This is a genomic window from Acinetobacter sp. AS167, assembly GCF_037152175.1.
Taxonomy (GTDB): domain Bacteria; phylum Pseudomonadota; class Gammaproteobacteria; order Pseudomonadales; family Moraxellaceae; genus Acinetobacter.
This window is the reverse complement of record NZ_JBBCMP010000003.1, coordinates 397,542-419,362: the sequence shown is the minus strand read 5'-3', so window position 1 is coordinate 419,362 and position 21,821 is coordinate 397,542. Positions and strand designations below refer to the sequence as shown.

Genomic DNA, 21,821 nt, shown 5'->3' with positions numbered 1-21,821 from the left:
TGTATTGAAATTGTGAATGATAAGAACATGATGATGAATAAAGACGATTTATATTCAGTGATTTACCAAGATATCCAAGATGCTTTCGCTGAAATTCAGCAGCTTACACAAGATCAGCATTTATGTGCTATTGGTTTGGGAATGGTTGAGGATTTGTGTGGTTTCTTTTATGTAGGATGCACATTAGAACAATTAAAAACCTTTGAAGACGTCTATGAAGCATGGTGGATTTCAGAATGGAGTTGTTCAAGTACTGCCAATAATCGTGTTCACAATGCAATCACGGCTTTGTATCAGGATTTGGGAGAGGATTATACAAATGAGCAATATAGCGAATTACAAGCGCAGTATCAAAAGACCATTATTCAAGCATTACAAGATTTAAGAATACAAGGAAAATTAAAAAACCAACAGGGTGAAGAAATTATTGTCATTATTCAATATGCAGACTCATCCGATGAAGATTTTGAGGACACCAGCTTCCCACAAATTAATCCTGAGTTTTTGGTACCTTTATTTGAAAACCGCTTTCAGAAAAAAGCTGGTGAAAATTTATATGATTATCTATTAGAAAAATCAGCATTTTAAAATAAGAAACCGAGCTAAAAAGCTCGGTTTTTGAAGAATCAGTATCTAAAATTAGATATCTGAAAGATCTACACCAATGCGTGTAGCCACTTCTTCATAAGCCTCAACAACACCACCTAAACCTTGACGGAAACGGTCTTTGTCGAGTTTTTTCTTGGTGTCTTTATCCCATAGACGGCAACCATCTGGAGAGAATTCGTCACCCAATACGATACGGTCATGGAACACGCCAAATTCAAGTTTAAAATCAACAAGAAGCATGTTGCCTTGAGCGAATAAATCTTTAAGCACAACATTGACTTTTTGAGTCAATTCTTTCATTTGTGCCAATTGTTCAGCATTTGCCCAACCCAATGCAATTGCTTGAGATTCGTTCACCATAGGATCGCCTAAAGCGTCATCTTTGAAGAACAATTCAAACGTTGGTGGAACAAGTTCTAAACCTTCTTCAACACCCAAACGGCGACATAGTGAACCTGCTGCATAGTTACGCATTACACATTCAACAGGGATCATTTGCAATTTTTTCACTAAAACTTCAGTTGGAGAAAGAAGTTTTTCGAAGTGTGTTTCAATACCAGCTGCAGCCAGTTTTTCCATGATAAAGGCATTAAAACGGTTGTTCACCTTACCTTTACGGTCTAGTTGCTCTATTTTTTCGCCATTAAATGCAGAAGCATCGTCACGGAAAACTAGAATTAGATGATCCGCGCTATCTGTTTCATAAACAGATTTCGCTTTACCAGTATAGAGCAAGGTTTGTTTTAACATGGGGGAACCTTTTGCAAAAAAAAATTGCCTAGAACGACTAGGCTGGCCAGTTTTGGTAAATCTGGGTTAATAGTTCTGCAGCTTTTTCTTTGTCTGCAAAGCTATTATCGGCGTTAAACACAGCAAGCGTGTTACTTGAACCTACGGAGGTAAGCTTCAATACATAGGTTGAATTATCGATTTTAACAGTTGCCTCATTGGCATTTTTGCTTTGGCCGATAACCTTATGATTTAAGCTACTGAGGGTCGCAAGTGCGTACTGCCAAATTGTAGCAGAATTTCCATCAATTTTGATCAGTGGATTGCCATTTCCATCAGTTAAAATTTGAGGACGACCAACACTTTCAGCTGATGCAGAAACTTCATCAGCAGGTGCACTGATTTGAGCAACATCTGGACGAGGAACTTCGTAACGATTGCCTCGTTTATTTTCAAATTTTGGTGCATGCTGAAGAGCAAGTGGGTCAACAATAGGAGCTGGATACATTGGCGTTGCAGGTCTAACTGTCGAACCTTCAGGGTAGCTAAGTGGCTCTACGGTGGTCGTGTTTTTATAATCTAAAGAACCATTGTTGATTCCAAGGGAACTACAACCCGCCAAGCTTAAAGCTGAAATGGCAAGAGTTAAACCTAAACGTAATTGCATAATACTAAGCTCTTATTAAATGAGACCCACTGCTTTGAGTTCTTCACGCAGTGGTGCACGGTATTGTTCTGCTAGGGGAGTTAATGGTAAGCGAATGCCAGTACCAATTAATTCCATTTCATGAAGTGCCCATTTCACTGGAATTGGGTTCGATTCGCAAAATAGAATATTGTTTAATTTTGCAACTTGGTCATCTTTGCTTTTCGCTGTTGTAGTATCACCTGCAATTGCAGCGGCACAAAGTTCACTCATGATTTTTGGTGCAATATTTGCTGTTACTGAAATATTGCCGTGGGCGCCTAACTGAATCAATTCACTCGCAGTCGCATCATCACCTGAATACACCACCATGTTTTTGCCTTTTAAGCCATCAATCAGCTCTTTACCACGAGGAACATCGCCAGTCGCATCTTTAATTCCTACGATTTGAGGAATATCTGCTAAACGAATTGCGGTGTCGTTGTGCAGATCTACACCAGTACGGCCAGGCACGTTGTACAGAATGATAGGTAAATCAACAGCTTCAGCAACTGCCTTATAGTGTTGAAATAAACCTTCTTGCGTTGGTTTGTTATAATAAGGGGTGACTAAAAGTGCGGCATCTGCGCCGAGTTGTTTGGCTTCTTTGGTGAGTTCAATCGCTTCGTGTGTCGAGTTTGCACCAGTACCGGCAATAATTGGAATACGTTTATTGGCAACACGGATAATTTCTTTAATTACTTCTGTGTGTTCTGCCATGCTAAGAGTAGATGCTTCGCCAGTTGTTCCGACAGCAACAATACTATTAGTGCCTTGTTCTATGTGCCACTCAACGAGCTTCTCGAGACCCTTCCAATCTACGCTGCCATCTTCAAACATAGGGGTGACGATTGCGACAATTGAGCCTTGAATGGTCTGTGCTTGCTGAGTCATTTTAAAAAAATATCCTATTTTTCCATCCACATGCGTTTGAGTAAACATGGATTGGGATGGTTGCAGTATTTTGATTTGAGCGAGAAACAATCATCTTAAAGATTGCCTAATGCTTACGCAAATTATGACTGATTCAGCGTGTCAGAACAATATGCTTTAGTCAAAGCTTGGAAATTCTTTAACAAAAGCAACAAATCACTCACATTTCCAAGCAATTTTTTTAATTTTCATTTTTTTATCCAAATTGAACAGCGTGCAGTTTTAATTCAAATACAGGGTGAAATCCATCCGCGCTAGAAAATAAGTTTCTATTGGATGGCTGAGCCTCGCCGTTTAGAATCTAGCGAACCGTTCTAGATGATTTCACGATTGATTTTGATAAGACGCTCGCAAAAGTATGCTTTTTTATTGTATGTTGAGTCATCGAATATTTAAATTTTTACGATTAAAATAATAGTCATTGGGCCAATATAAGGGTAGGGAAATGTTGCAATCTGAGCGTAGCGCCTTGATCGTTGTTGATGTACAAAATGGTTTCACTTCAGGGGGAAATTTAGAAGTTGCCTATGCTGAGCAAATCATTCCAACCATTAATCAATTGGCACTACATTTTGACAATATCGTACTGACCCAAGATTGGCATCCTGAAAACCATATTTCATTTGTTGAGAATCATCCCAACCGTAAAGCTTATGACCTGATCAGCTTAGATTACGGCCCGCAAGTATTGTGGCCATCCCATTGCATACAAGGGACCCAAGATGCTGAATTCCATCCTGATCTAAACATACCAACTGCTCAACTGATCATTCGTAAAGGTTTTCGTTCCCAAATTGACAGTTATTCAGCCTTTATGGAAGCCGATCATAAAACCACTACAGGCTTGGCGGGCTATCTTAAAGAGCGCGGTATAGATACAGTGTATATTGTGGGGATTGCGACAGACTTCTGTGTCGCATGGACGGCCATGGATGCCGCCAAGTTAGGTTTTAAAGCCTTTGTGATTTCGGACGCTACCAAAGCAATTGATTTACATGGTTCTTTACAACATGCATGGCAAGAAATGCTGGCTGTGGGTGTAAAACGCCTGATCTCAAAAGAGATTCTCAACACAGCATAAGCATCAAGACTTGCATCATTTGAGAAATATTACTGCTTTAAAACATCTTGCTTTAAGATAAGCCGAAATCCTCAATCTGCTTGGGTAGGGACAATGTCAGCAATTTTACGTTTTAGTCAGTTTGTACAAAAAACTTTTGCCTTGTGGGTTGTGGTGTTTGCCTTTATTGCATTATGTTTTCCAGCAGCATTTGTCTGGATGAAAGCATATATTCCCTGGGTTTTAGGGATTATCATGCTGGGAATGGGCATGACCATGACCGTGGATGAGTTTAAGAATGTCTTGTCAAATCCCAAAGCGGTTGTGATTGGTGTCGTTGCACATTTTGTGGTGATGCCCAGTGTGGCATTCTTGCTCTGTAAAGTTTTTAATTTACCACCCGAAATTGCGGTAGGAGTAATCCTTGTCGGCTGTTGCCCTGGAGGGACAGCATCCAATGTCATCACCTATATGGCCAAAGGAAATACAGCTCTATCCGTCACATGTACATCTGTTTCAACGTTTTTAGCGCCTATTTTGACACCAGCGATATTCTATGTTTTAGCCAGCCAGTGGATTCCGATTGATGCGGGTTCAATGTTCATCGATATTCTTAAAGTGGTGATTTTTCCAATTATTTTGGGCGTGATTTTAAGAAGCCTATTTAAACAAAAGACCGAGCAATATATTCAAGTGATGCCTCTAATATCTGTAGTCGCCATTGTGGTGATCGTGGCGGCAATTATTGCAGCCAGTAAGGCTTCAATTTTACAATCGGGTTTACTGATTTTGGGTGTGGTGATTTTACATAATGGTTTAGGCTTTTTATTAGGCTATTGGGCAAGTCGCCTATTCAACTTATCTTATCCTGACTCTAAAGCTGTTGCGATTGAAGTGGGGATGCAAAATTCTGGTTTAGGTGTGACCTTAGCGGCAATACATTTTGCTGCATCTCCAATAACCGCAGTACCAAGTGCTATTTTTAGTTTATGGCATAATATTTCTGGACCTATTTTAGCCACGTATTGGGCAGCAAAAGCAGATAAAATGGCTGAAAATAAACAATAATACTATTTTAAAATTTACGTTTCATTTAGAGAGCTTTGGCTCTATTTTTATTTATACTGACTTATTCTTGCGCTAACTGCTTTAAAAACTCATCTTCTGTGAGTACGCTAAAGCCATGTTGTTCGAGTAGAGCTGCAGTAACCCCTTTGCCTGATATTTTATGCCCTGAAAATGATCCATCATAAATCATCTGTGAACCACAAGAAGGACTGTTGGCTTTTAAAATAATATGTGTCACTTGATGGTATTGGGCGAGTTTTAGGGTTTTTTCTGCACCTAGAATAAATTCAGCTGAAACATCATCACCATTGGCATCTTTTACTTTGGCTTGCCCCTTTAAAACTTGATAACCATCACCACCTACGATTTCAGCAGGTTGCCGAGGTGTACTTAAGCCGCCTGAAACTTCAGGACAAATCACTACGGCTTGTTGCTTGTCTAACAGTTGTTTAAGCTTGTGTTGTAGGCAGTTCTTGGCATCGTAGCGAACATTTTCACCCACAAGACATGCACTAATCAGGTATTTTTTCATTATCTTGAGGTTAATTCGAGTTGCATTAAATCCATACCAATATCATATAAATCTGTTTTAAAGTCGATGCTTAATTTCTCTATAAAAGCAAAATTTTGATAGAATTTTTTTGCACGGGTGTTGGTTGTTAATACTTCCAAAAATACAGAAGCTTGTTGATATTCACGTGCAATATCAATCGCATTTTGCATAAGCGAAGATGCAAAATTTTTCCCAACCGCCTCTTTAAGCAAGTAAATTTTCTGTAATTCTGCACCAATAATATCTAAATGTGGTTCATATTGGTTGAGATTTAACTTGGCATATCCAATAATTTGCGCTTGTTCATTTTCCAGCAATAGCCAAACTTGATCAGGATCTCGCAGAGATTCGGACAAATTTTCTAAACTAAAATTTTGATTGAGAAAATTTTGTAGGCCTTGTTCTGACCAAAGATCAGCAAAATGTTGGTGATATGTGGTGCAGGCAAGCTGATTGAGTTGCTTGAGATGGATTGGTGTGGCTGGATAAATTTTCATTATATTTTGTCATCAAATGACGCTTTGCTATACCTTGAATTTGTATTCAATCATGGATGAATTTCATGGGATAATCAATCCGAAATAGGGAAAATGAATCTTGTTATGAGTGTGTATGTCGATCGCGCAAAAGTTCCGTTTAAAGGCCAAGAATGGTGTCATTTGATGGCAGATACACTGGAGGAATTACATCACTTTGCGCAAATGCTGGAAATCGATGCCCGTTTATTTCATCGCTCGGCCTCTTATCCGCATTATGATATTACCCTGCAAATGCGGGTAATGGCGATTGCTTATGGCGCAATTGATGCCGATCGAAAAACCATTATTGCTTGTGGAAAGAAACTGAAGTTACAACTCAATCAATCTTTATGAAGTGTTGATAGGCTGAATGAATATATTTATTAAATTCAATTTTTTATGTTTTTAGTATGCTTGTTTCGTACTTAGATGTTTTTGATTCGTGTTTTAAACATTAGAAATAAAGAGTTGGTTTTTTATTTAAGCTTGATAAAACCGCATCTCCAGAAAAATACTTTATCGCGATTAAGTCTTGTCCTTATGAGAAGCACAAGAGTAGAATCTTTTATGATGAAAAATTATGAACAACGATTGTGATTAATATATGACTTTTAAAGACGGCTCAACAGAAATATCGCAAGACGAGATTATTATTCTGGCTGAAACTTTTCGACTTTTAGGAGATGCTTCACGTCTCAGAATTCTTTTATTCTGTATGCGTGGACCTAGTCCAGTTGGCGATATCTGCGAAGCACTCGATTTGTCGCAATCTTTGGTTAGTCATCATTTACGTTTATTACGTTCAGCACGTTTGGTGAAAAGTGAACGTCAGGCCAAACAAGTCTTATATGAAATCGCTGATACGCATGTCAGTCATGTTCTGTCTGATATGGCAAAACATATTGCAGAAGAGCAGTGCGGTTAAATTTTCTATTTTTCAAATCGATTTTAAAACTAAAGTGAATTTCAAAATGTGGATGCCACAAAGCAACAATCAATGACCTTGTGGCGATTTGTGCTTGATCCATATTAATCTTAATGATTATGTCCAGCATGAGGATCAATTTTTGTCGGTTTTTCAAGGCTACAGGTACTATCACCTTGCCAATCAATCGCGACAGTTGGATGTTCAATATCAAATTTGGTTTTTAATTCATCCTCAATTTGTTCGGTGAGTGTCTTGATATCAACATCTGCTTCAGGTTGGACATGTAATGTTGCCATTGCTCTTCCTGAAGTGATCATCCATACATGAATATGGCTAATTTTCTGAATGCCTTGAACGGATTTTAATAAGTGAGTGGTGATATCTGCGGTATTGGCATTGGCCGGCGCACCTTCTAATAAAATATGAATGGTTTGTTTAAACAAAGACCATGCACTGCGCAATACAAGTAATGATACAAGCACAGACAAAATCGGATCAATCGGTGTCCAACCTGAATACCAGATGACGATTGCAGCAATAATTGCAGCAACAGAACCCAATAAGTCACCCATCACATGCAGAATCGCACCTTTGATATTTACATGATCCGTATCATCTCGTGTGAGATACCATAAAACAAAGATATTCACCAACATACCAACAATTGCGACGATAAACATCGGTCCCGCAAGAACGGGTTGTGGTGATTGAAAGCGTACTATCGCTTCATAGATGATCCATCCAACAATCCCAAACAATGTTAGAGAATTGATCAGACCTGCAATCACTTCAAAGCGCATATAGCCGAAAGTCCGTGATTTATCCGCAGTACGACGACCAAAGCGGAACGCTACATATGCTAATCCTAATGCCAATGCATCCGTCATCATATGGCCTGCATCAGCTAACAGTGCCAGTGAACCAGATATGATTCCCCCTGCAGCTTCAACAAGCATAAAACTGAAAATAATGAAGAAGGAAATCAGAATTTTTCTTTCATTTCCTGTAGTTGCTTCAGGTACATGCGTGTGGTTGTGATCAATATGGCTATTATGGGGATGATTGTGATTGTGTCCCATAAGGACCTCTGGATTGGATTATTTACATATGAATATATGTTCATATGTTTGTTTTGTCAAATAGCTTCATGTTAATTTTTTACAGTAATATGAATCAAAAAATTTAAAATTTGATGTCACTAGGTGTTTAAGTTTAATAAAACACAATAAAGTTTTTAAAATGAACTGATTCACTTTTGAGCTTATTTACTTTGATGCGAAGTAAAAAAAAGGAGGCTTTTTCTCGCTAAGGGATCTTGTTGGTTTAAGTTCAAGAGGATGGTTTTTGTTTTGGTTATTTTTAAATTGATGGATCTATAAAAATTAGGCATCAAAAAATCCACACAGCCATGCTTTTCTAGAGCATATCTTGTGTGGATTTTTTGAGCAATCCAGTATTACACTTTATTACTCAGTATGAAACTTTATTACTCTCATACAAACACTACAATCAGTAACTAATTGATTATTCAACCGTAACTGATTTTGCTAGGTTTCTTGGTTGGTCTACGTCAGTACCACGTAATACTGCAACATGATAAGACAACAACTGCACAGGTACACTATAAACAATTGGTGCTAACCAAGTATTGACCGTTGGAACATAGACAACATGTTGACGATCTTTAGCCACGATACCGCTATTTTCATCTGCAAAAACAAACAGTTCACCACCACGTGCTTGGACTTCTTCCATATTGGATTTAAGTTTATCCAGCATTTCATCATTCGGTGCAAGAATCACCACAGGCATATCATTGTCGACCAAAGCCAATGGGCCATGTTTCAATTCACCCGCAGCATAACCTTCGGCATGAATATATGAAATTTCTTTAAGTTTTAATGCACCTTCAAGCGCAATTGGGAATTCTGTACCGCGACCCAAGAACAAGCAATGCTGTTTTTCTTTAAACAGAACAGACAAACGTAAAATTTCTGCATCATTTTGTAAGGTATCTAAAATGACTTTAGGAATATGCCACAACGCAGAAGTGATTTCATCAATATGTTCAGCTGAAATGGTTTGCTTAACCTGACCAAGTTTAAGGGTCAATAACATTAAAGCCGCAAGCTGTGTGGTAAACGCTTTGGTTGATGCCACCCCAATTTCAGGACCAGCTAGGGTTAATAAATGATGATTTGTTTCACGAACCATAGATGAGGTCGCGACATTACAAATCGTCATAGTATAGATATTTAAGCCTTTTGCTTTAGCACGCTTTTGTGTATCACGTAATGCAGCCAAGGTATCCGCAGTTTCACCTGATTGGGAAATACAAACATACAATGTGTTATCTACAATCACAGGCGAGCGATAACGGAATTCACTGGCAATTTCGACTTGGCAAGGCAGATCAATCAGTTGTTCAAACCAATATTTTGCAATCATTCCAGCATGGTAGCTGGTACCACATGCAAGCACTTGAACTTGCTGAACATTTTTAAAATCTATTTCAGCATTTTGTAAAAAGTCTTCTCGTAGTGTATTGCCATTTAAAGCTTGAGAGATCGTTTGTTGAATTGCTTCAGGTTGCTCAAAAATTTCTTTGAGCATGTAGTGTTTATACTCACCTTTAGAGGCATTACTCACGGTTGCATCCAGCTCTTTCACCGGACGATCAACCAATTGGTCATTGACAAAAACTTCAATCGTTTCACGAGTTAAACGCGCAATATCACCTTCTTCAAGATAGATAAAACGGTTGGTCACAGGTAACAGTGCCAATTGGTCTGAACTAATAAAGTTCTCACCAATACCAACACCAATGACTAAAGGTGAACCTTCACGAACAGCAATTAATTCGTTTGGGTAATCGGTATGCACAATCCCCAGTGCATAAGCACCTTTCAGTTGAGGTACGATTTCTTCAACAGCTTTTAATAGATTGGGTGATGATTTCAGTGCTTCAGTAATTAAGTGAGCAACGACTTCAGTATCTGTTTGAGATGTAAACACATAACCCAAAGCTTCAAGATCATCTTTAAGCTCTTGGTAATTTTCAATAATACCGTTATGTACCACTGCAACATGCCCAGAAATATGCGGATGGGCATTGTTTTCAGTTGGTTTACCATGGGTTGCCCAACGTGTGTGTGCGATACCCACAGAACCTAAAATATTAGACTCTGCAACCGCACCTTCTAAATTTGCAACTTTACCGACACGACGTTCACGTAAGATTTGCCCTTGATCAACCAGTGCAACACCCGCAGAGTCATAACCACGATATTCAAGACGTTTTAGGCCTTCAATTAAAATATTTGTAATGCTTCGTTCAGCAACGCCACCAACAATACCGCACATAATAATATCCTCTTATTTCTTGACCTTTTGGGGACGTTGATAATTTTCTTTCGAAATTTGTTTTGCACGTTCAAATGCAAGACTGTTGTCTGCTACATCATGGGTAATCACTGAACCCGCACCCGTGGTTGCGCCATGACCAATTTTAATCGGTGCAACCAGTGAGTTGTTGGTTCCAATAAAGGCATTATCACCAATGATGGTTTTGTGTTTATTGGCACCATCATAATTACAGGTAATTGTACCTGCACCGATATTTGAACCCGCACCAATTTCTGCATCGCCTAAATAGGTGAAATGATTGGCTTTTGAACCTAGACCAACAGAAGAGTTTTTCACTTCAACAAAGTTACCGATATGAACTTCATCTGCTAATTTTGCACCTGGACGTAATCGTGCAAAAGGACCAATGTGTACATCGGCACCAATTATCGCATCTTCAAAAACACTATAAGGTTGAACTTTGGTTCCTGCTGCAATTTGGGTATTTTTAATAATACATCCTGCACCAATTTCAACGCCATTTCCGAAAGTACATCGACCTTCAATAATCACATTAATATCAATACGAACATCCGTACCCGCCGTGAGTTGACCACGTAAATCAAAGCGTGAAGGGTCAATCAGATGCACGCCTTGCTGCATCAGTGATTTAGCTTGATAGTTTTGGAATTCTCGCTCTAATGCTGCAAGTTGAATACGATCATTCACACCTTCAACCTCAAAAGCTAATTCTGGTTGAATGGATGCGATTTCCATACCATCAGCTAAAGCCATTGCCACGATATCAGTGAGGTAGTACTCGCCTTGAGCATTGTCATTGCTGAGTTTCGGTAACCATTCATGTAATTTGGCATTGCTAACACAGTAAATACCTGTGTTGATTTCTTTAATTTGACGTTGTTCATCAGAAGCATCTTTATGTTCAACAATCGCTTGGATTTTTTCATCCTTACGTACGATGCGACCATAGCCTGTAGAATCTTCAAGCGTTAATGTGACTAGACCAATACCTGTTTGACTAGATACATCAACCAAACGTTGTAGGGTACTTTGTTGTACGCAAGGCACATCACCAGAAAGAATCAAAGAAATGCCGTCTTGGGGCAAAACCGGCAAAGTCACTTTAACTGCATGACCAGTACCGAGTTGTTCTGTTTGCTCTACCCATTGAATATTTTCATGTGCAAATGCATTTTGAACCAGATCACCACCGTGACCAAAGATCGTAATGATATTTTTTGCTTGTAATTGTTTTGCTGTTTCAATCACATGACCGAGTAGTGGGCGTCCTGCTAAAGGTTGGAGTACCTTGGGTAAACTAGAACGCATACGTGTTCCTTTACCTGCAGCAAGAATGATCACAGTTGTAGACATATCACACCTAACAGATCTGGCTTAAGCCATTTTAAAATATAAATAAATCACGATACATATTGCTGCCCAGAGGCCTGCAATAATATCGTCAAGCATGATCCCAAAGCCACCATCGACTTTTTGGTCAATGACACGAATAGGCCATGGTTTCCAGACATCAAATAAACGGAACAGTGCAAATCCAACCAGTGTCCAAATCCAATTCATTTGTCCTAAATAAATTAAAGGCAGGAAGGTGATTGATTGCCCAGCAAACTCATCCCAAACAATGCGCCCATCATCATGCACATGGATAATATCTGCGGTTTTCCCACAAATCCAAATACCGACCAATGACATGATTATGATGGCCAATATGGAGCCATAAAAACCAATTGCAAGCCAAATCGGAATAAACAAAAGGGCAAATGCTGAGCCAAATGTACCTGGTGCTTTAGGCGCTAAGCCTGAACCAAAGCCTACACCACAGAACACAATAAAGCGTTCAGCCCATGTCATACTTTTAAAGACAATCGGAGGTTTATGCAAAGTGTTGGTACCCTTGAAGTTGAAGTGGATGGTCTAAGCCATCTTTCTCAAATACAATCCCAGATTTTTGTGTAACTTGGCCGATGATTGTAGTGGTTACATTTGGTTTTAATTGCAAAAGTTTAGCATAATTTTGCATAGTTATTGTAAAGCATAACTCATAATCATCTCCGCCCGCTAAAGCATATTTCCATTGCTCATTGTTGCTGAGCTGCTTTAAAGTTGGATGAATTGGGAGTTGATTTAAATCTATTTTTGCACCGACACCCGAGGCATCTAATATATGCCTCAGATCTTGAGCAAGCCCATCTGAAACATCAATCATACTGGATGCCAAGTCTTTTAACATATCGCCTAATTCGCAGCGCGGTGTTGGGTAATCTAGACGTTGTTGTAGGGGATGTCCTAAATGCTTTAATCCAAAAGCGGCATCACCAATCGAGCCACTGACTACAATTAAATCATCGACTTGCGCGCCAGAACGGGTAATGGCTTTGCCTGTTTCAATCCAGCCTAGTGCAGTGATGGTAATGGTAAGATGTGGACTTTGCGTGGTATCACCGCCAATTAAACGTACGCCAAATTGATCGCAACAATCATATAAACCCTGACTAAATTGTTTTAGCCAGTTATGATCAATTTGGGATAGGCTCAATGCGAGTAAAATACTGTGGGGTTTTGCACCCATTGCAGCAATATCTGAAAGATTAACAGCAACAGATTTCCAGCCAATGGCATGTGGAGAGGCTTCTAGCGGAAAATGTCGACCAGCGACAAGCGTATCTGTGCAAATCACCAATTGATGATTTAAAGGTGGGGAAAGCAGCGCTGAGTCGTCACCGACGCCTAAATCAACATCAGTTTGCTGCTGACGATTGAAATAGGTCTCAATAATTGAAAACTCAGCCATGTAAAAACAACTTATTTACTTTGTTGCTTTTCTGCTTCACGCAGGCTTGTTGCTAAACGATCTAATACACCATTGATGTATTTATGACTGTCAGCACCACCAAAGTGTTTTGCCAGCTCAATGGCTTCATCGAGTACAACTCGATAAGGGACTTCAAGATGGTCTTTGAGTTCGTATGCACCCAAACGTAATGTAGCAAGTTCTACACCGTCTAATGCACTCAGTTCACGATCCAGAACAGGAACAAGTAAAGCATCCAATGCTTCATGGTTTGCGATCACGGCTGTGAGCAACTCATGATAATAGCCGAGATCCACTTTATGCATTGCGTTTTCAACACGTGTACGTGCTTCAATTTCATGCACTGGGTTGTGGCTCATTTGCCATTCATAAATCCCTTGTACAGCAAAGCGACGTGCTTTACGTTTTGCTGCATAAGTAGCTTGGAGTGTTTGCGACATGCTTTAAATTGCCTTTAACAGGTTAACCATTTCAATAGCAGTAAGGGCAGCTTCACCACCTTTATTACCTGCTTTTGTACCAGAGCGTTCAATCGCCTGTTCAATACTGTCCGTAGTCAATACACCATTGATCACAGGTAGGCCGGTATCTAAACCAACTACACCTAAACCTTTGGCACATTCACCTGCAACGAAGTCGAAATGTGGCGTACTACCACGAATCACTGCGCCAAGTGCGATCACTGCATCGAATTTACCAGAAGCTGCTAATTTTTTAGCCACAACTGGAAGTTCCCATGCGCCCGGTGCATGAACGACAGTGATATTATCGTCGCTTACACCATGACGATGCAATGTATCAATTGCACCTTCTAATAAATGTTCAACAACAAAGCTGTTAAAACGACCAACTAAAATCGCGTAACGGTCTTCGCTCGCGAGATGTAATAAACCTTCAATTCGGCGAATCGCCATGGCAACCTCGATAATTTAATAGATAAGTGGTTGTACAGATTGCTTTTATTTCCCAACTAGAAACCTAATTGAGTAATACAAGCCATCTGATTAAAAATTATTGACCGGTTTTTTGGTCAGCAGTGATGTATTCCACCACTTCTAAATTAAAACCTGATAATGCATTAAAACGTAATGGTGAGCTAAGAAGTTTCATCTTTTCAACACCGAGATCACGTAAAATTTGTGCACCAACACCAATCGTTTGATATTGCTGTGAAAGTGCGGCATTTGATTTTGTTGGTTTTGGCTTACCAAGTTCTGCTAAAGCAGGGCCTAAGTCAGATAGATGACGCTGACCAATCCAGACCAAAACCCCTCGATCACTCTCAGCAATCGTTTTGAGTGCTTTATCTAGGTTCCAAGCAGGCTCACCATCTTTTTTATTAAGTTTCAATAAATCACGTACAGGGTTGAAACCATGTACGCGGACAGTTGTCACACCTTGTTGCGGTTCACCTTTAACCAAAGCCAAATGAATGTCTGGATTACCAATTTCACGGTAACGGTATAAATCAAAGGTACCGTATTCAGTATCTATGCTTTGTTGATCCAATCGTTCTACTGTTTGTTCATTGGTCATACGATAATGAATCAGATCAGCAATTGTACCAATTTTTAAGCCATGTTTTTCAGCAAATACTTCAAGATCTGGACGACGTGCCATCGTGCCATCTTCATTGATAATTTCACAAATCACAGATGCCGGCTCTAAACCCGCTAAACGAGATAAGTCACAGCCAGCTTCAGTATGTCCAGCACGGTGTAATACACCACCTGGTTGTGCCATCAATGGGAAGATATGCCCAGGTTGTACTATATCAGCAGGTTTGGCATGAGCAGCAACTGCAGTTTGTATGGTATGGGCACGTTCTGCGGCAGAAATACCCGTGGTAATACCATTTGCAGCTTCAATAGAAAGCGTGAAATTTGTACTGTGTTGTGCGCCATTATGGTCGACCATTAATGGTAGATCGAGTTGCTTACAGCGGTCACGACTTAGTGTTAGGCATACAAGACCACGAGCATGGGTGATCATAAAGTTGATGTCTTCAGGGCGTACGTGTGTTGCAGCAATGACTAAATCGCCTTCATTTTCACGATCCTCGTCATCCATGAGGATAACCATTTTACCTGCACGGATATCTGCTACAAGCTCTTCAACAGTATTGAGCGGCATCAACCTTCACCTTTTTGTTCTGTCGTATGACATTTTCATTGAATATATTCGGAGCATAGTCTAACGTGTTTTTACGTATTTTGCCTATGCTTATCATCTTCCTTTGAGATAGATAGTTATACACAAGCTTGTAGGGCAATGAAAAGAGAAGAAAAATGATTTATCGTGATTTAGTATAAAGATCAGACACTCATTTCGAAAAAAATAAGATGAACTTATCGGAAATTGAGCGTAATAAAAGAAAAACCCTCACACTTTAAAAAAGAGGAGGGCTTGATAGATGGTAAATACTTAATTCTCTGAGATTACTTCAGAGTTTGGTGTATTTTTCTTTCCTTTTAAAATCTCAGTACGAATATTTTGTGCAATTTCAGCACAGTCATTATTCATACCATTGATCATAAATGAATGACGAGTCAACACATTGGTTGGATTTGGTAAGGCAACCAATTGATAACAATCACCAATATGCTTGAGCTGATCATTACTTAAATACAATGCCATTTCTTTGGCAATTAAATGGTTCACCAAGCGCTCAGCCGCTTGAGACGCATCAAGTTGCATCGCCTCTACTGAGGTGGTGACCGCACAACGCGTCTGTAAAACAAAGCGCTTATCTTCACGGTAACGTTTATACAGAACTTCTGACAATAATTGAAATACCGAACCAACCATTAATATAGATTGTGCTGCATTGGGTTTTTCAGCATCAATACTCAGGATTGCACCATTCTGATTAAATTCTTGATGAATGGTGAAATCTTTTGCATTCAATTTGAAATGCTGTGCGCAAAGTTCAATACTTTTATTAAGAAAAATCTGACATAAATTAAAATAAGGCAGTGAAACCGATTGGTTGACCGTATTCATCAGTTGCTTTGGATCATAGTACTGAATATTCAGCGCCAAAATCTCTTGGTCATTTTCCAGTGTCGTGGTTACAGGTGTTTTGGGTTCAGGTTTTGCTTTGGCTTGTGCTTGTTGTTGAGCTTGCGCAATCGCAATCGTGCGATTGGCTTTCTCAGCTTCAAGTGCTTCTGTCAATTGTTGAATTTCGTGTTTTAAACGGGCTTCATTGTTGATACGAGCCAAATATTCACTACGTGTTGGGCGAGCGATGGCACGATAGGCCAGCCATAAAAAGGCATGAATCAATAATGACACTAAAATAGCCAGCCATTGGGTACGTAAAATTTCACCAATACTTGGCTTGATCAAGGTAATTTCAATTGTGCCAACTTTTTTCTCGTTCTGTAATGCATCACGAACAAACACTTCACCTTGACGAGTTTTTGCCATACCACTGGTTGCCAACACTTGTTTTTTCGCATCAAGTATTCGAATCGAAGCCACACTTGGATTGGTCGCATAGCGATTTGCCAATAGCGCCAATGACACAGTATTTGCGGGTTCGAGTTCAGACAGGCTGTCCGTGACCAATTGACTGGTCATGAGTTGGCCTTGGCTGGCACGGTTTTCATTTAATTGATGTGTTGTTGCAACTACCAATAAAAAGGTATGAAATGCAAAACTTACAATAAGTAGGCTAGCAAATAGCCCTTGTCTTGGCGCATTCAACGTAAACTTCCAAAGCAAAAAAATTCGATTTCGATTATGATTCTTCCAATTGTTGTAGCTCAGACCCGAGTCAATTCATGCGAGAAATCATTCTTATTTCATTTTTAGGACCTGACCAACCCAATCAGTTTACTCGATTAATGCAAGTGTTGTCCGTACATTCTTTGCAAATATTAGATGTAGGGCAGGCGGTCATCCATAATCAATTGACTTTAGGTATTGTAGTGTCGTCAAACGATCAAACTGCAACAGCTTTAGCCATGAAAGACATCCTTATTTTAGCACATGATATTGGTTTAACAGTTCGTTTTAAGCCGATTTCAGGCGCAGAATATGACCAATGGGTGAGTGAAGGTGGGCGTACACGTTATATCGTGACCGCTTTAGCACCAGAGCTCACAGCCGAACATCTGCAAGCGGTGACCAATATTGTTTCAAGTCAAGGTTTTAACATTGAAACCGTAACTCGTTTATCGGGTCGTCCCGAGCGTAACGGAGACCAAGATGGACTGAAGCGTTCATGTGTTCAATTTGGCTTGAGTGGGCAAATGCTTGATGCACAGGCGATGCGTGCCGCATGTTTACGGCTTTCTGCTGAATTAAATATTGATGTTGCTGTACAAGAAGACAATGCCTATCGCCGTAATCGCCGCTTAGTTTGTTTCGATATGGACTCGACTTTGATTGAGCAAGAAGTAATTGACGAACTTGCCAAAGAAGCAGGGGTGGGCGATAAAGTCGCTGAAATCACTGAACGTGCAATGCAAGGGGAGTTAGATTTTCAACAAAGTTTCCGTGCACGGGTTGCATTACTGAAAGGCCTTGATGCCAAAGTATTGCCACAAATTGCTGAGCGATTAACCGTGACAGAAGGTGCTGAGCGTTTAATCTCGACACTAAAATCATTGGGTTATAAAACTGCGATTTTATCTGGGGGGTTTCAGTACTTTGCTGAATTTCTTCAAGAAAAACTGGGCATTGATGAAGTGCATGCCAATATTCTTGATGTTGAAAATGGTGTTGTGACAGGTGAGGTTAAAGGGCATATCGTTGATGGTGCACGCAAAGCGTATTTATTGACTGAGTTGGTTGGGAAAATGGGGATTTCACCTGAGCAAGCGATTGCGGTTGGAGATGGTGCAAATGATTTACCAATGCTTTCAATTGCTGGGCTCGGTGTGGCTTTCCGTGCTAAACCTGTGGTTCGTCAAAATGCCAATCAAGCCATTTCAAGCGTAGGTCTAGATGGTGTGCTTTATCTTTTAGGTGTGCATGATAAAGATTTATCACGTGCTTAAATGACTTGGATTATATTGCAGAATCATGACAGATAGCGACTTTAAGTCGCTATTTTTTATTTGAAAATGAATTACTTTGCTGTGATTAGTGGTCAATAAAACAACTTGATCAAACTATTGGTTTTAGAACTTAAAAAAAGATTTTCTAGTATTAAAAGCTGTATGTATTTTTTTGTAATGACACTGCATGATTGATGGTAATTAGATTGTGAGAAAAACAGGATTCTTAAAAAATGTAATGACAAATGAATGTGGCGACAAAGTGTGTCGTTTAACCAGAAAACAGCTCTTTCCTTCTCATAAAAACTATACATAATGCAATGCATAAGCTTCTATAAGGTGATTTAAGAAAAATTATAAAGCTTGAAATTGTTGTGAAACACCTATTTAAACGGTTTTTTTAAAAGGCATCATTTTGACGGAGGTTGTTATGGTATCAACAACATTTGCAACATTGATTGGATTCGGTCTAATTGCTGCAGCGTTGGCTACCGTTTTCTTTTCCCCTTATCGTCATTGGTTAGGGTTTATGTTTGCAGGCATGATCTTCTGGGGCATCTTGGAAGCAATGCGTTATAGTGTACAGAACATCTTTGATATTTCGGTCGCATATAGCTATTTAACCGCGATTATGTTGGCGATGTCTGCATTGATTGCACTTTTATTACGTGAAGATAGCCGTGCACAAAAAGCATTGGCAAATCGTCAATATATTGAACATACACCAGTCTATGAAGATGAATAAGTTTTGAGTGAAAACTTCAGTCAATATGAACGCTAAGATAACAATAGTGACTTTAATTACACGAAAAAAATCAATTTAGACATTCCAAGGTATATCATAATGGTATACCTTTTTTTCAGTTTATACTTTGCTCTGAAAGCCATGTCTACGCAATGACAGTTATGTTAGGATGAGCAAATTCGAATCTAATTTAAAAAACAACAGGCTTAAATGTCATGAAACTTTCTGCAATTCCAGTTGTGAAGTTACCAATCGTTGATGCAAGTACAGATCCACTGGATTTGCTTGTATTGGGTTTAGCACTTCGTATGAAACAATTGGCTCGTACAAGTCCAAAATTTATTGAATTGACTCATGATCGTCAGTTCCGTATTCAGATTGGTACCGACTTGGGCGTGGCACGCCAAATTATTGTGAACAATGGTCAAATTGATACCGTTTCAGGTGCTGAACAAAAAGCTGATTTTGTTTTACAGTTTGCTGACAGTGAGCAAGGTGTAAAAACTTTAGTAAAAGGCGATCCAACAGCTTTTATGACGGGTATGCAAAACGGCAGCATCAAAATGGAAGGAGATTTCAGTTTGCTAGTCTGGTTTAACCAAGTTGCTAAGCTGATTCCACCAAAAGTTCCCAAACCAGTAAAAGACAAAATTAAATTGGCACGTCAATTCTTAAAAGAGAAGACTGGACGCTAAGCGAATCGATAATCTTAAAAAGTCCGATCTGATCGGGCTTTTTAAGATTTAAACATTGCGATTAAGATCAAGATTTTGATTATTCAACTTCCAAGTTAAAGGTCACTGGTCCATCATTGACCAAATGAACTTTCATATCTGCTGCGAAAATACCTGTTTCAACGTTTTTAAATTGTGATCGAGCATAATCAACCAATTGTTGATAAAGCGCTTGAGCTTCAGTGGGCGGCATGGCTGGTCCAAAGTCTGGACGCAAGCCTTTTTGCGTTTGTGCCATTAATGTGAATTGAGAAACCAATAAAATCTCGCCATTGGCTTGGCTGACGTTCCACCCCATTTTGCCTTGCTCATCATCAAAAAAACGATATTTCAAAATTTTATCAATTAATTTTTGACCTTTTTCAAAATTGTCATCCTTAGCTAAGCCTAGAAAAACCAAAATTCCTTTTTGAATTTCTCCAGTGGTTTCACCCTCAACAACGACTTTGGCTTCTAACACTCTTTGTAATAATGCGCGCATATAAACAATAAGACTAAAATATGATAAGCCTATTCTAACAGGGAAAACTCAGTAAGATGATGTGAGTAAGTCATTGATGTAGAGCTGAATCTATTGGTAAGCTTTTGAATAAAAATAGAATTTATGGCATTCTAATATAAATAGATAAATTAAAAAAACAAATATGCCGAGATTTATGTTGAGCTTAACTGAAAATATAGTTCATCACTTATAAATGATTACGTTATCTCAGTGAAAAATATGCTTTAATAAAAACAGCATAGCGAAATTAAAATAGATATGGCGCCAATCATCCAATCCTTGCTCGATACAGATTTATATAAATTTACCATGTTACAAGTGGTGCTACATAAATTTCCACAAACGCACAGTGTGTATCATTTCCGCTGTCGTAATCTAGATGCTACGGTTTATCCCCTGACGGATATTCTGGATGATTTGAACGAGCAGCTCGATCATCTCTGCTTACTCAAATTCCAAGAAGATGAATTGCAATATTTACGCAGTATGCGTTTTATCAAAAGTGATTTTGTCGACTATTTAGAATTATTCCAACTGAAACGTCGTTTTATTAAAGCGGGTATTGATGAACAAGGTCGTTTAGACATTTGGGTTGAAGGCCCAATGGTTCAGGCGATGATGTTTGAAATTTTTGTTCTGGCGATTGTCAATGAACTTTATTTTAGCCGGATTCGTAATGATGACATTTATGTTGAAGGTGAACGTCGTCTACAAGCCAAAGTTGAATTATTAAAGAAATTTGAACAACAACAAGGCACACAAGCTCCTCCCTTTTTAGTTTCAGATTTTGGTACTCGCCGTCGTTATAGTCTAGATTGGCAAAGACATGTGATCCAGACCTTCCATGCAGCTGTACCCAATGTATTTAGAGGTACCAGTAATGTCCTCTTGGCAAAAGAATTAAATATTCATCCAATTGGAACCATGGCACATGAGTTTCTACAAGCATTCCAAGCGCTAGATGTCCGCTTAAGAGATTTTCAAAAAGCTGCTTTAGAAACATGGGTACAAGAGTATCGTGGCGATTTGGGCATTGCCTTGACCGATGTGGTTGGTATGGATGCATTCTTACAAGATTTTGATTTGTATTTTGCCAAGCTATTTGATGGCTTACGTCATGACAGTGGTGACCCATTTGAATGGGGTGATAAAGCTTATCAACACTACCGAAAACTAAAAATTGATACCAAAACCAAGATGCTGACGTTTAGTGATGGATTAGATATAGAGCGTGCGTGGGCGTTGTATCAATACTTTAAAGATCGCTTTCAAGTCAGTTTTGGTATTGGTACGAATTTGACCAATGATATGGGGCAAACCCCACTCAATATCGTGTTAAAACTGGTGGAATGTAACGGTCAATCAGTGGCAAAAATTTCAGATAGTCCCGGAAAAACCATGACAGACAACGATACTTTCTTAGCATACTTACGACAGGTCTTTGAAATACCTGAAGTTGTCGAAGCAGTGAAAATTGATATCTGAATTTTTGCTAAAAGAATGTGAAAAATCAGCATATTGGTAAAAAACACTGTGCTAAGATCATTTG

At 39.2% G+C, this 21,821-nt stretch carries 24 protein-coding genes; 9 read left to right on the top strand and 15 right to left on the bottom strand.

What is annotated here, in order from left to right; translation table 11 throughout:
- Positions 1-27: 27 nt before the first annotated feature.
- Positions 28-588: a DUF4303 domain-containing protein gene (locus WFN33_RS08440; RefSeq protein ID WP_336952536.1), complete on the top strand. Its 561-nt coding sequence runs from the start codon at positions 28-30 to the stop codon at positions 586-588.
- 51 nt (positions 589-639) lie between these two features.
- On the opposite strand, the gene purC is transcribed toward WFN33_RS08440, so the two are convergent.
- Genes purC through dapA form a run of 3 tightly spaced genes read right to left on the bottom strand, consistent with a single transcriptional unit; the run spans position 640 to position 2,917 of the window.
- Positions 640-1,359: a phosphoribosylaminoimidazolesuccinocarboxamide synthase gene (gene purC, locus WFN33_RS08435; protein WP_004818291.1), complete on the bottom strand. Its 720-nt coding sequence runs from the start codon at positions 1,357-1,359 to the stop codon at positions 640-642.
- Between the two features lie 37 nt (positions 1,360-1,396).
- Positions 1,397-2,005, bottom strand: a complete 609-nt coding sequence (locus WFN33_RS08430; RefSeq protein ID WP_336952534.1) for a lipoprotein-34 precursor (NlpB) — start codon at positions 2,003-2,005, stop codon at positions 1,397-1,399.
- Positions 2,006-2,020: 15 nt separating this feature from the next.
- Positions 2,021-2,917 (bottom strand): 4-hydroxy-tetrahydrodipicolinate synthase, encoded by an 897-nt coding sequence (gene dapA / locus WFN33_RS08425; protein ID WP_336952533.1) that lies wholly within the window; start codon positions 2,915-2,917, stop codon positions 2,021-2,023.
- A gap of 484 nt (positions 2,918-3,401) precedes the next feature.
- On the opposite strand from dapA, the gene pncA reads away from it, so the two are divergent.
- The gene (gene pncA, locus WFN33_RS08420; protein WP_336952532.1) at positions 3,402-4,037 is read left to right on the top strand and encodes a bifunctional nicotinamidase/pyrazinamidase; all 636 of its coding nucleotides are present in this window, start codon (positions 3,402-3,404) and stop codon (positions 4,035-4,037) included.
- A 93-nt stretch (positions 4,038-4,130) separates the two neighbouring features.
- The gene (locus WFN33_RS08415) at positions 4,131-5,084 is read left to right on the top strand and encodes a bile acid:sodium symporter family protein (protein WP_336952530.1); all 954 of its coding nucleotides are present in this window, start codon (positions 4,131-4,133) and stop codon (positions 5,082-5,084) included.
- 61 nt (positions 5,085-5,145) lie between these two features.
- On the opposite strand, the gene WFN33_RS08410 is transcribed toward WFN33_RS08415, so the two are convergent.
- Positions 5,146-5,616 carry a DUF523 domain-containing protein gene (locus tag WFN33_RS08410; protein ID WP_336952529.1) on the bottom strand — a complete coding sequence of 157 codons (471 nt, stop codon included), beginning with the start codon at positions 5,614-5,616 and terminating at the stop codon, positions 5,146-5,148.
- Positions 5,616-6,134 (bottom strand): GNAT family N-acetyltransferase, encoded by a 519-nt coding sequence (locus tag WFN33_RS08405; RefSeq protein ID WP_336952528.1) that lies wholly within the window; start codon positions 6,132-6,134, stop codon positions 5,616-5,618. Before WFN33_RS08405 ends, WFN33_RS08410 begins: the two co-directional genes overlap by 1 nt.
- Positions 6,135-6,239: 105 nt before the next feature.
- Here WFN33_RS08405 and WFN33_RS08400 point away from each other — a divergent pair, with 105 nt between their 5' ends.
- Both WFN33_RS08400 and WFN33_RS08395 read left to right on the top strand, forming a co-directional pair.
- Positions 6,240-6,509, top strand: a complete 270-nt coding sequence (locus tag WFN33_RS08400) for a DUF4031 domain-containing protein (protein ID WP_004718783.1) — start codon at positions 6,240-6,242, stop codon at positions 6,507-6,509.
- A gap of 250 nt (positions 6,510-6,759) precedes the next feature.
- Positions 6,760-7,080, top strand: coding sequence for an ArsR/SmtB family transcription factor (locus WFN33_RS08395; protein ID WP_004718782.1), 321 nt, complete (start codon positions 6,760-6,762; stop codon positions 7,078-7,080).
- A 110-nt stretch (positions 7,081-7,190) separates the two neighbouring features.
- Here WFN33_RS08395 and WFN33_RS08390 read toward each other — a convergent pair whose 3' ends face one another.
- The 9 genes from WFN33_RS08390 to WFN33_RS08350 form a co-directional block, all read right to left on the bottom strand.
- A complete protein-coding gene (locus tag WFN33_RS08390; RefSeq protein ID WP_336952527.1) occupies positions 7,191-8,162 on the bottom strand; it encodes a cation diffusion facilitator family transporter in 972 nt (323 codons plus the stop codon).
- 445 nt (positions 8,163-8,607) lie between these two features.
- Positions 8,608-10,446, bottom strand: coding sequence for a glutamine--fructose-6-phosphate transaminase (isomerizing) (glmS, locus tag WFN33_RS08385; RefSeq protein ID WP_336952525.1), 1,839 nt, complete (start codon positions 10,444-10,446; stop codon positions 8,608-8,610).
- 12 nt (positions 10,447-10,458) lie between these two features.
- Positions 10,459-11,823 carry a bifunctional UDP-N-acetylglucosamine diphosphorylase/glucosamine-1-phosphate N-acetyltransferase GlmU gene (gene glmU, locus WFN33_RS08380; protein WP_336952524.1) on the bottom strand — a complete coding sequence of 455 codons (1,365 nt, stop codon included), beginning with the start codon at positions 11,821-11,823 and terminating at the stop codon, positions 10,459-10,461.
- Between the two features lie 21 nt (positions 11,824-11,844).
- Positions 11,845-12,321, bottom strand: a complete 477-nt coding sequence (locus tag WFN33_RS08375) for a phosphatidylglycerophosphatase A family protein (RefSeq protein ID WP_336952600.1) — start codon at positions 12,319-12,321, stop codon at positions 11,845-11,847.
- A 22-nt stretch (positions 12,322-12,343) separates the two neighbouring features.
- Positions 12,344-13,261, bottom strand: coding sequence for a thiamine-phosphate kinase (thiL, locus tag WFN33_RS08370; protein ID WP_336952523.1), 918 nt, complete (start codon positions 13,259-13,261; stop codon positions 12,344-12,346).
- 11 nt (positions 13,262-13,272) lie between these two features.
- Positions 13,273-13,722, bottom strand: coding sequence for a transcription antitermination factor NusB (gene nusB / locus WFN33_RS08365; protein ID WP_004718751.1), 450 nt, complete (start codon positions 13,720-13,722; stop codon positions 13,273-13,275).
- A gap of 3 nt (positions 13,723-13,725) precedes the next feature.
- Complete coding sequence (gene ribH, locus WFN33_RS08360) at positions 13,726-14,196, bottom strand: 6,7-dimethyl-8-ribityllumazine synthase (protein WP_004718750.1); 471 nt, start codon at positions 14,194-14,196, stop codon at positions 13,726-13,728.
- A gap of 97 nt (positions 14,197-14,293) precedes the next feature.
- The gene (gene ribBA, locus WFN33_RS08355) at positions 14,294-15,415 is read right to left on the bottom strand and encodes a bifunctional 3,4-dihydroxy-2-butanone-4-phosphate synthase/GTP cyclohydrolase II (RefSeq protein ID WP_336952522.1); all 1,122 of its coding nucleotides are present in this window, start codon (positions 15,413-15,415) and stop codon (positions 14,294-14,296) included.
- 291 nt (positions 15,416-15,706) lie between these two features.
- Positions 15,707-16,993 (bottom strand): hypothetical protein, encoded by a 1,287-nt coding sequence (locus WFN33_RS08350; protein ID WP_336952521.1) that lies wholly within the window; start codon positions 16,991-16,993, stop codon positions 15,707-15,709.
- A 77-nt stretch (positions 16,994-17,070) separates the two neighbouring features.
- Between WFN33_RS08350 and serB the strand changes: the two genes are divergently transcribed.
- The 3 genes from serB (at position 17,071) to WFN33_RS08335 (ending at position 19,731) form a co-directional block, all read left to right on the top strand.
- Positions 17,071-18,291 (top strand): phosphoserine phosphatase SerB, encoded by a 1,221-nt coding sequence (gene serB, locus WFN33_RS08345; RefSeq protein WP_336952520.1) that lies wholly within the window; start codon positions 17,071-17,073, stop codon positions 18,289-18,291.
- 430 nt (positions 18,292-18,721) lie between these two features.
- On the top strand, positions 18,722-19,036 hold the full coding sequence (gene aciT / locus WFN33_RS08340) for a ciprofloxacin tolerance protein AciT (protein ID WP_336952519.1): 315 nt from the start codon (positions 18,722-18,724) through the stop codon (positions 19,034-19,036).
- Positions 19,037-19,251: 215 nt separating this feature from the next.
- Complete coding sequence (locus WFN33_RS08335; protein ID WP_336952518.1) at positions 19,252-19,731, top strand: SCP-2 sterol transfer family protein; 480 nt, start codon at positions 19,252-19,254, stop codon at positions 19,729-19,731.
- Positions 19,732-19,810: 79 nt separating this feature from the next.
- On the opposite strand, the gene dtd is transcribed toward WFN33_RS08335, so the two are convergent.
- Positions 19,811-20,251, bottom strand: a complete 441-nt coding sequence (gene dtd, locus WFN33_RS08330) for a D-aminoacyl-tRNA deacylase (RefSeq protein ID WP_336952517.1) — start codon at positions 20,249-20,251, stop codon at positions 19,811-19,813.
- 279 nt (positions 20,252-20,530) lie between these two features.
- On the opposite strand from dtd, the gene pncB reads away from it, so the two are divergent.
- A complete protein-coding gene (gene pncB / locus WFN33_RS08325; RefSeq protein ID WP_004718736.1) occupies positions 20,531-21,757 on the top strand; it encodes a nicotinate phosphoribosyltransferase in 1,227 nt (408 codons plus the stop codon).
- Positions 21,758-21,821: the final 64 nt, after the last annotated feature.

Excerpts from the sequence above, each read along its gene's own strand:
- WFN33_RS08440 (WP_336952536.1), top strand. The coding sequence starts at position 28 with ATGATGATGAATAAAGACGATTTATATTCAGTGATTTACCAAGATATC.
- purC (WP_004818291.1), bottom strand. The coding sequence starts at position 1,359 with ATGTTAAAACAAACCTTGCTCTATACTGGTAAAGCGAAATCTGTTTAT.
- WFN33_RS08430 (WP_336952534.1), bottom strand. The coding sequence starts at position 2,005 with ATGCAATTACGTTTAGGTTTAACTCTTGCCATTTCAGCTTTAAGCTTG.
- dapA (WP_336952533.1), bottom strand. The coding sequence starts at position 2,917 with ATGACTCAGCAAGCACAGACCATTCAAGGCTCAATTGTCGCAATCGTC.
- pncA (WP_336952532.1), top strand. The coding sequence starts at position 3,402 with ATGTTGCAATCTGAGCGTAGCGCCTTGATCGTTGTTGATGTACAAAAT.
- WFN33_RS08415 (WP_336952530.1), top strand. The coding sequence starts at position 4,131 with ATGTCAGCAATTTTACGTTTTAGTCAGTTTGTACAAAAAACTTTTGCC.
- WFN33_RS08410 (WP_336952529.1), bottom strand. The coding sequence starts at position 5,616 with ATGAAAAAATACCTGATTAGTGCATGTCTTGTGGGTGAAAATGTTCGC.
- WFN33_RS08405 (WP_336952528.1), bottom strand. The coding sequence starts at position 6,134 with ATGAAAATTTATCCAGCCACACCAATCCATCTCAAGCAACTCAATCAG.
- WFN33_RS08400 (WP_004718783.1), top strand. The coding sequence starts at position 6,240 with ATGAGTGTGTATGTCGATCGCGCAAAAGTTCCGTTTAAAGGCCAAGAA.
- WFN33_RS08395 (WP_004718782.1), top strand. The coding sequence starts at position 6,760 with ATGACTTTTAAAGACGGCTCAACAGAAATATCGCAAGACGAGATTATT.
- WFN33_RS08390 (WP_336952527.1), bottom strand. The coding sequence starts at position 8,162 with ATGGGACACAATCACAATCATCCCCATAATAGCCATATTGATCACAAC.
- glmS (WP_336952525.1), bottom strand. The coding sequence starts at position 10,446 with ATGTGCGGTATTGTTGGTGGCGTTGCTGAACGAAGCATTACAAATATT.
- glmU (WP_336952524.1), bottom strand. The coding sequence starts at position 11,823 with ATGTCTACAACTGTGATCATTCTTGCTGCAGGTAAAGGAACACGTATG.
- WFN33_RS08375 (WP_336952600.1), bottom strand. The coding sequence starts at position 12,321 with ATGACATGGGCTGAACGCTTTATTGTGTTCTGTGGTGTAGGCTTTGGT.
- thiL (WP_336952523.1), bottom strand. The coding sequence starts at position 13,261 with ATGGCTGAGTTTTCAATTATTGAGACCTATTTCAATCGTCAGCAGCAA.
- nusB (WP_004718751.1), bottom strand. The coding sequence starts at position 13,722 with ATGTCGCAAACACTCCAAGCTACTTATGCAGCAAAACGTAAAGCACGT.
- ribH (WP_004718750.1), bottom strand. The coding sequence starts at position 14,196 with ATGGCGATTCGCCGAATTGAAGGTTTATTACATCTCGCGAGCGAAGAC.
- ribBA (WP_336952522.1), bottom strand. The coding sequence starts at position 15,415 with ATGCCGCTCAATACTGTTGAAGAGCTTGTAGCAGATATCCGTGCAGGT.
- serB (WP_336952520.1), top strand. The coding sequence starts at position 17,071 with ATGCGAGAAATCATTCTTATTTCATTTTTAGGACCTGACCAACCCAAT.
- aciT (WP_336952519.1), top strand. The coding sequence starts at position 18,722 with ATGGTATCAACAACATTTGCAACATTGATTGGATTCGGTCTAATTGCT.
- WFN33_RS08335 (WP_336952518.1), top strand. The coding sequence starts at position 19,252 with ATGAAACTTTCTGCAATTCCAGTTGTGAAGTTACCAATCGTTGATGCA.
- dtd (WP_336952517.1), bottom strand. The coding sequence starts at position 20,251 with ATGCGCGCATTATTACAAAGAGTGTTAGAAGCCAAAGTCGTTGTTGAG.
- pncB (WP_004718736.1), top strand. The coding sequence starts at position 20,531 with ATGGCGCCAATCATCCAATCCTTGCTCGATACAGATTTATATAAATTT.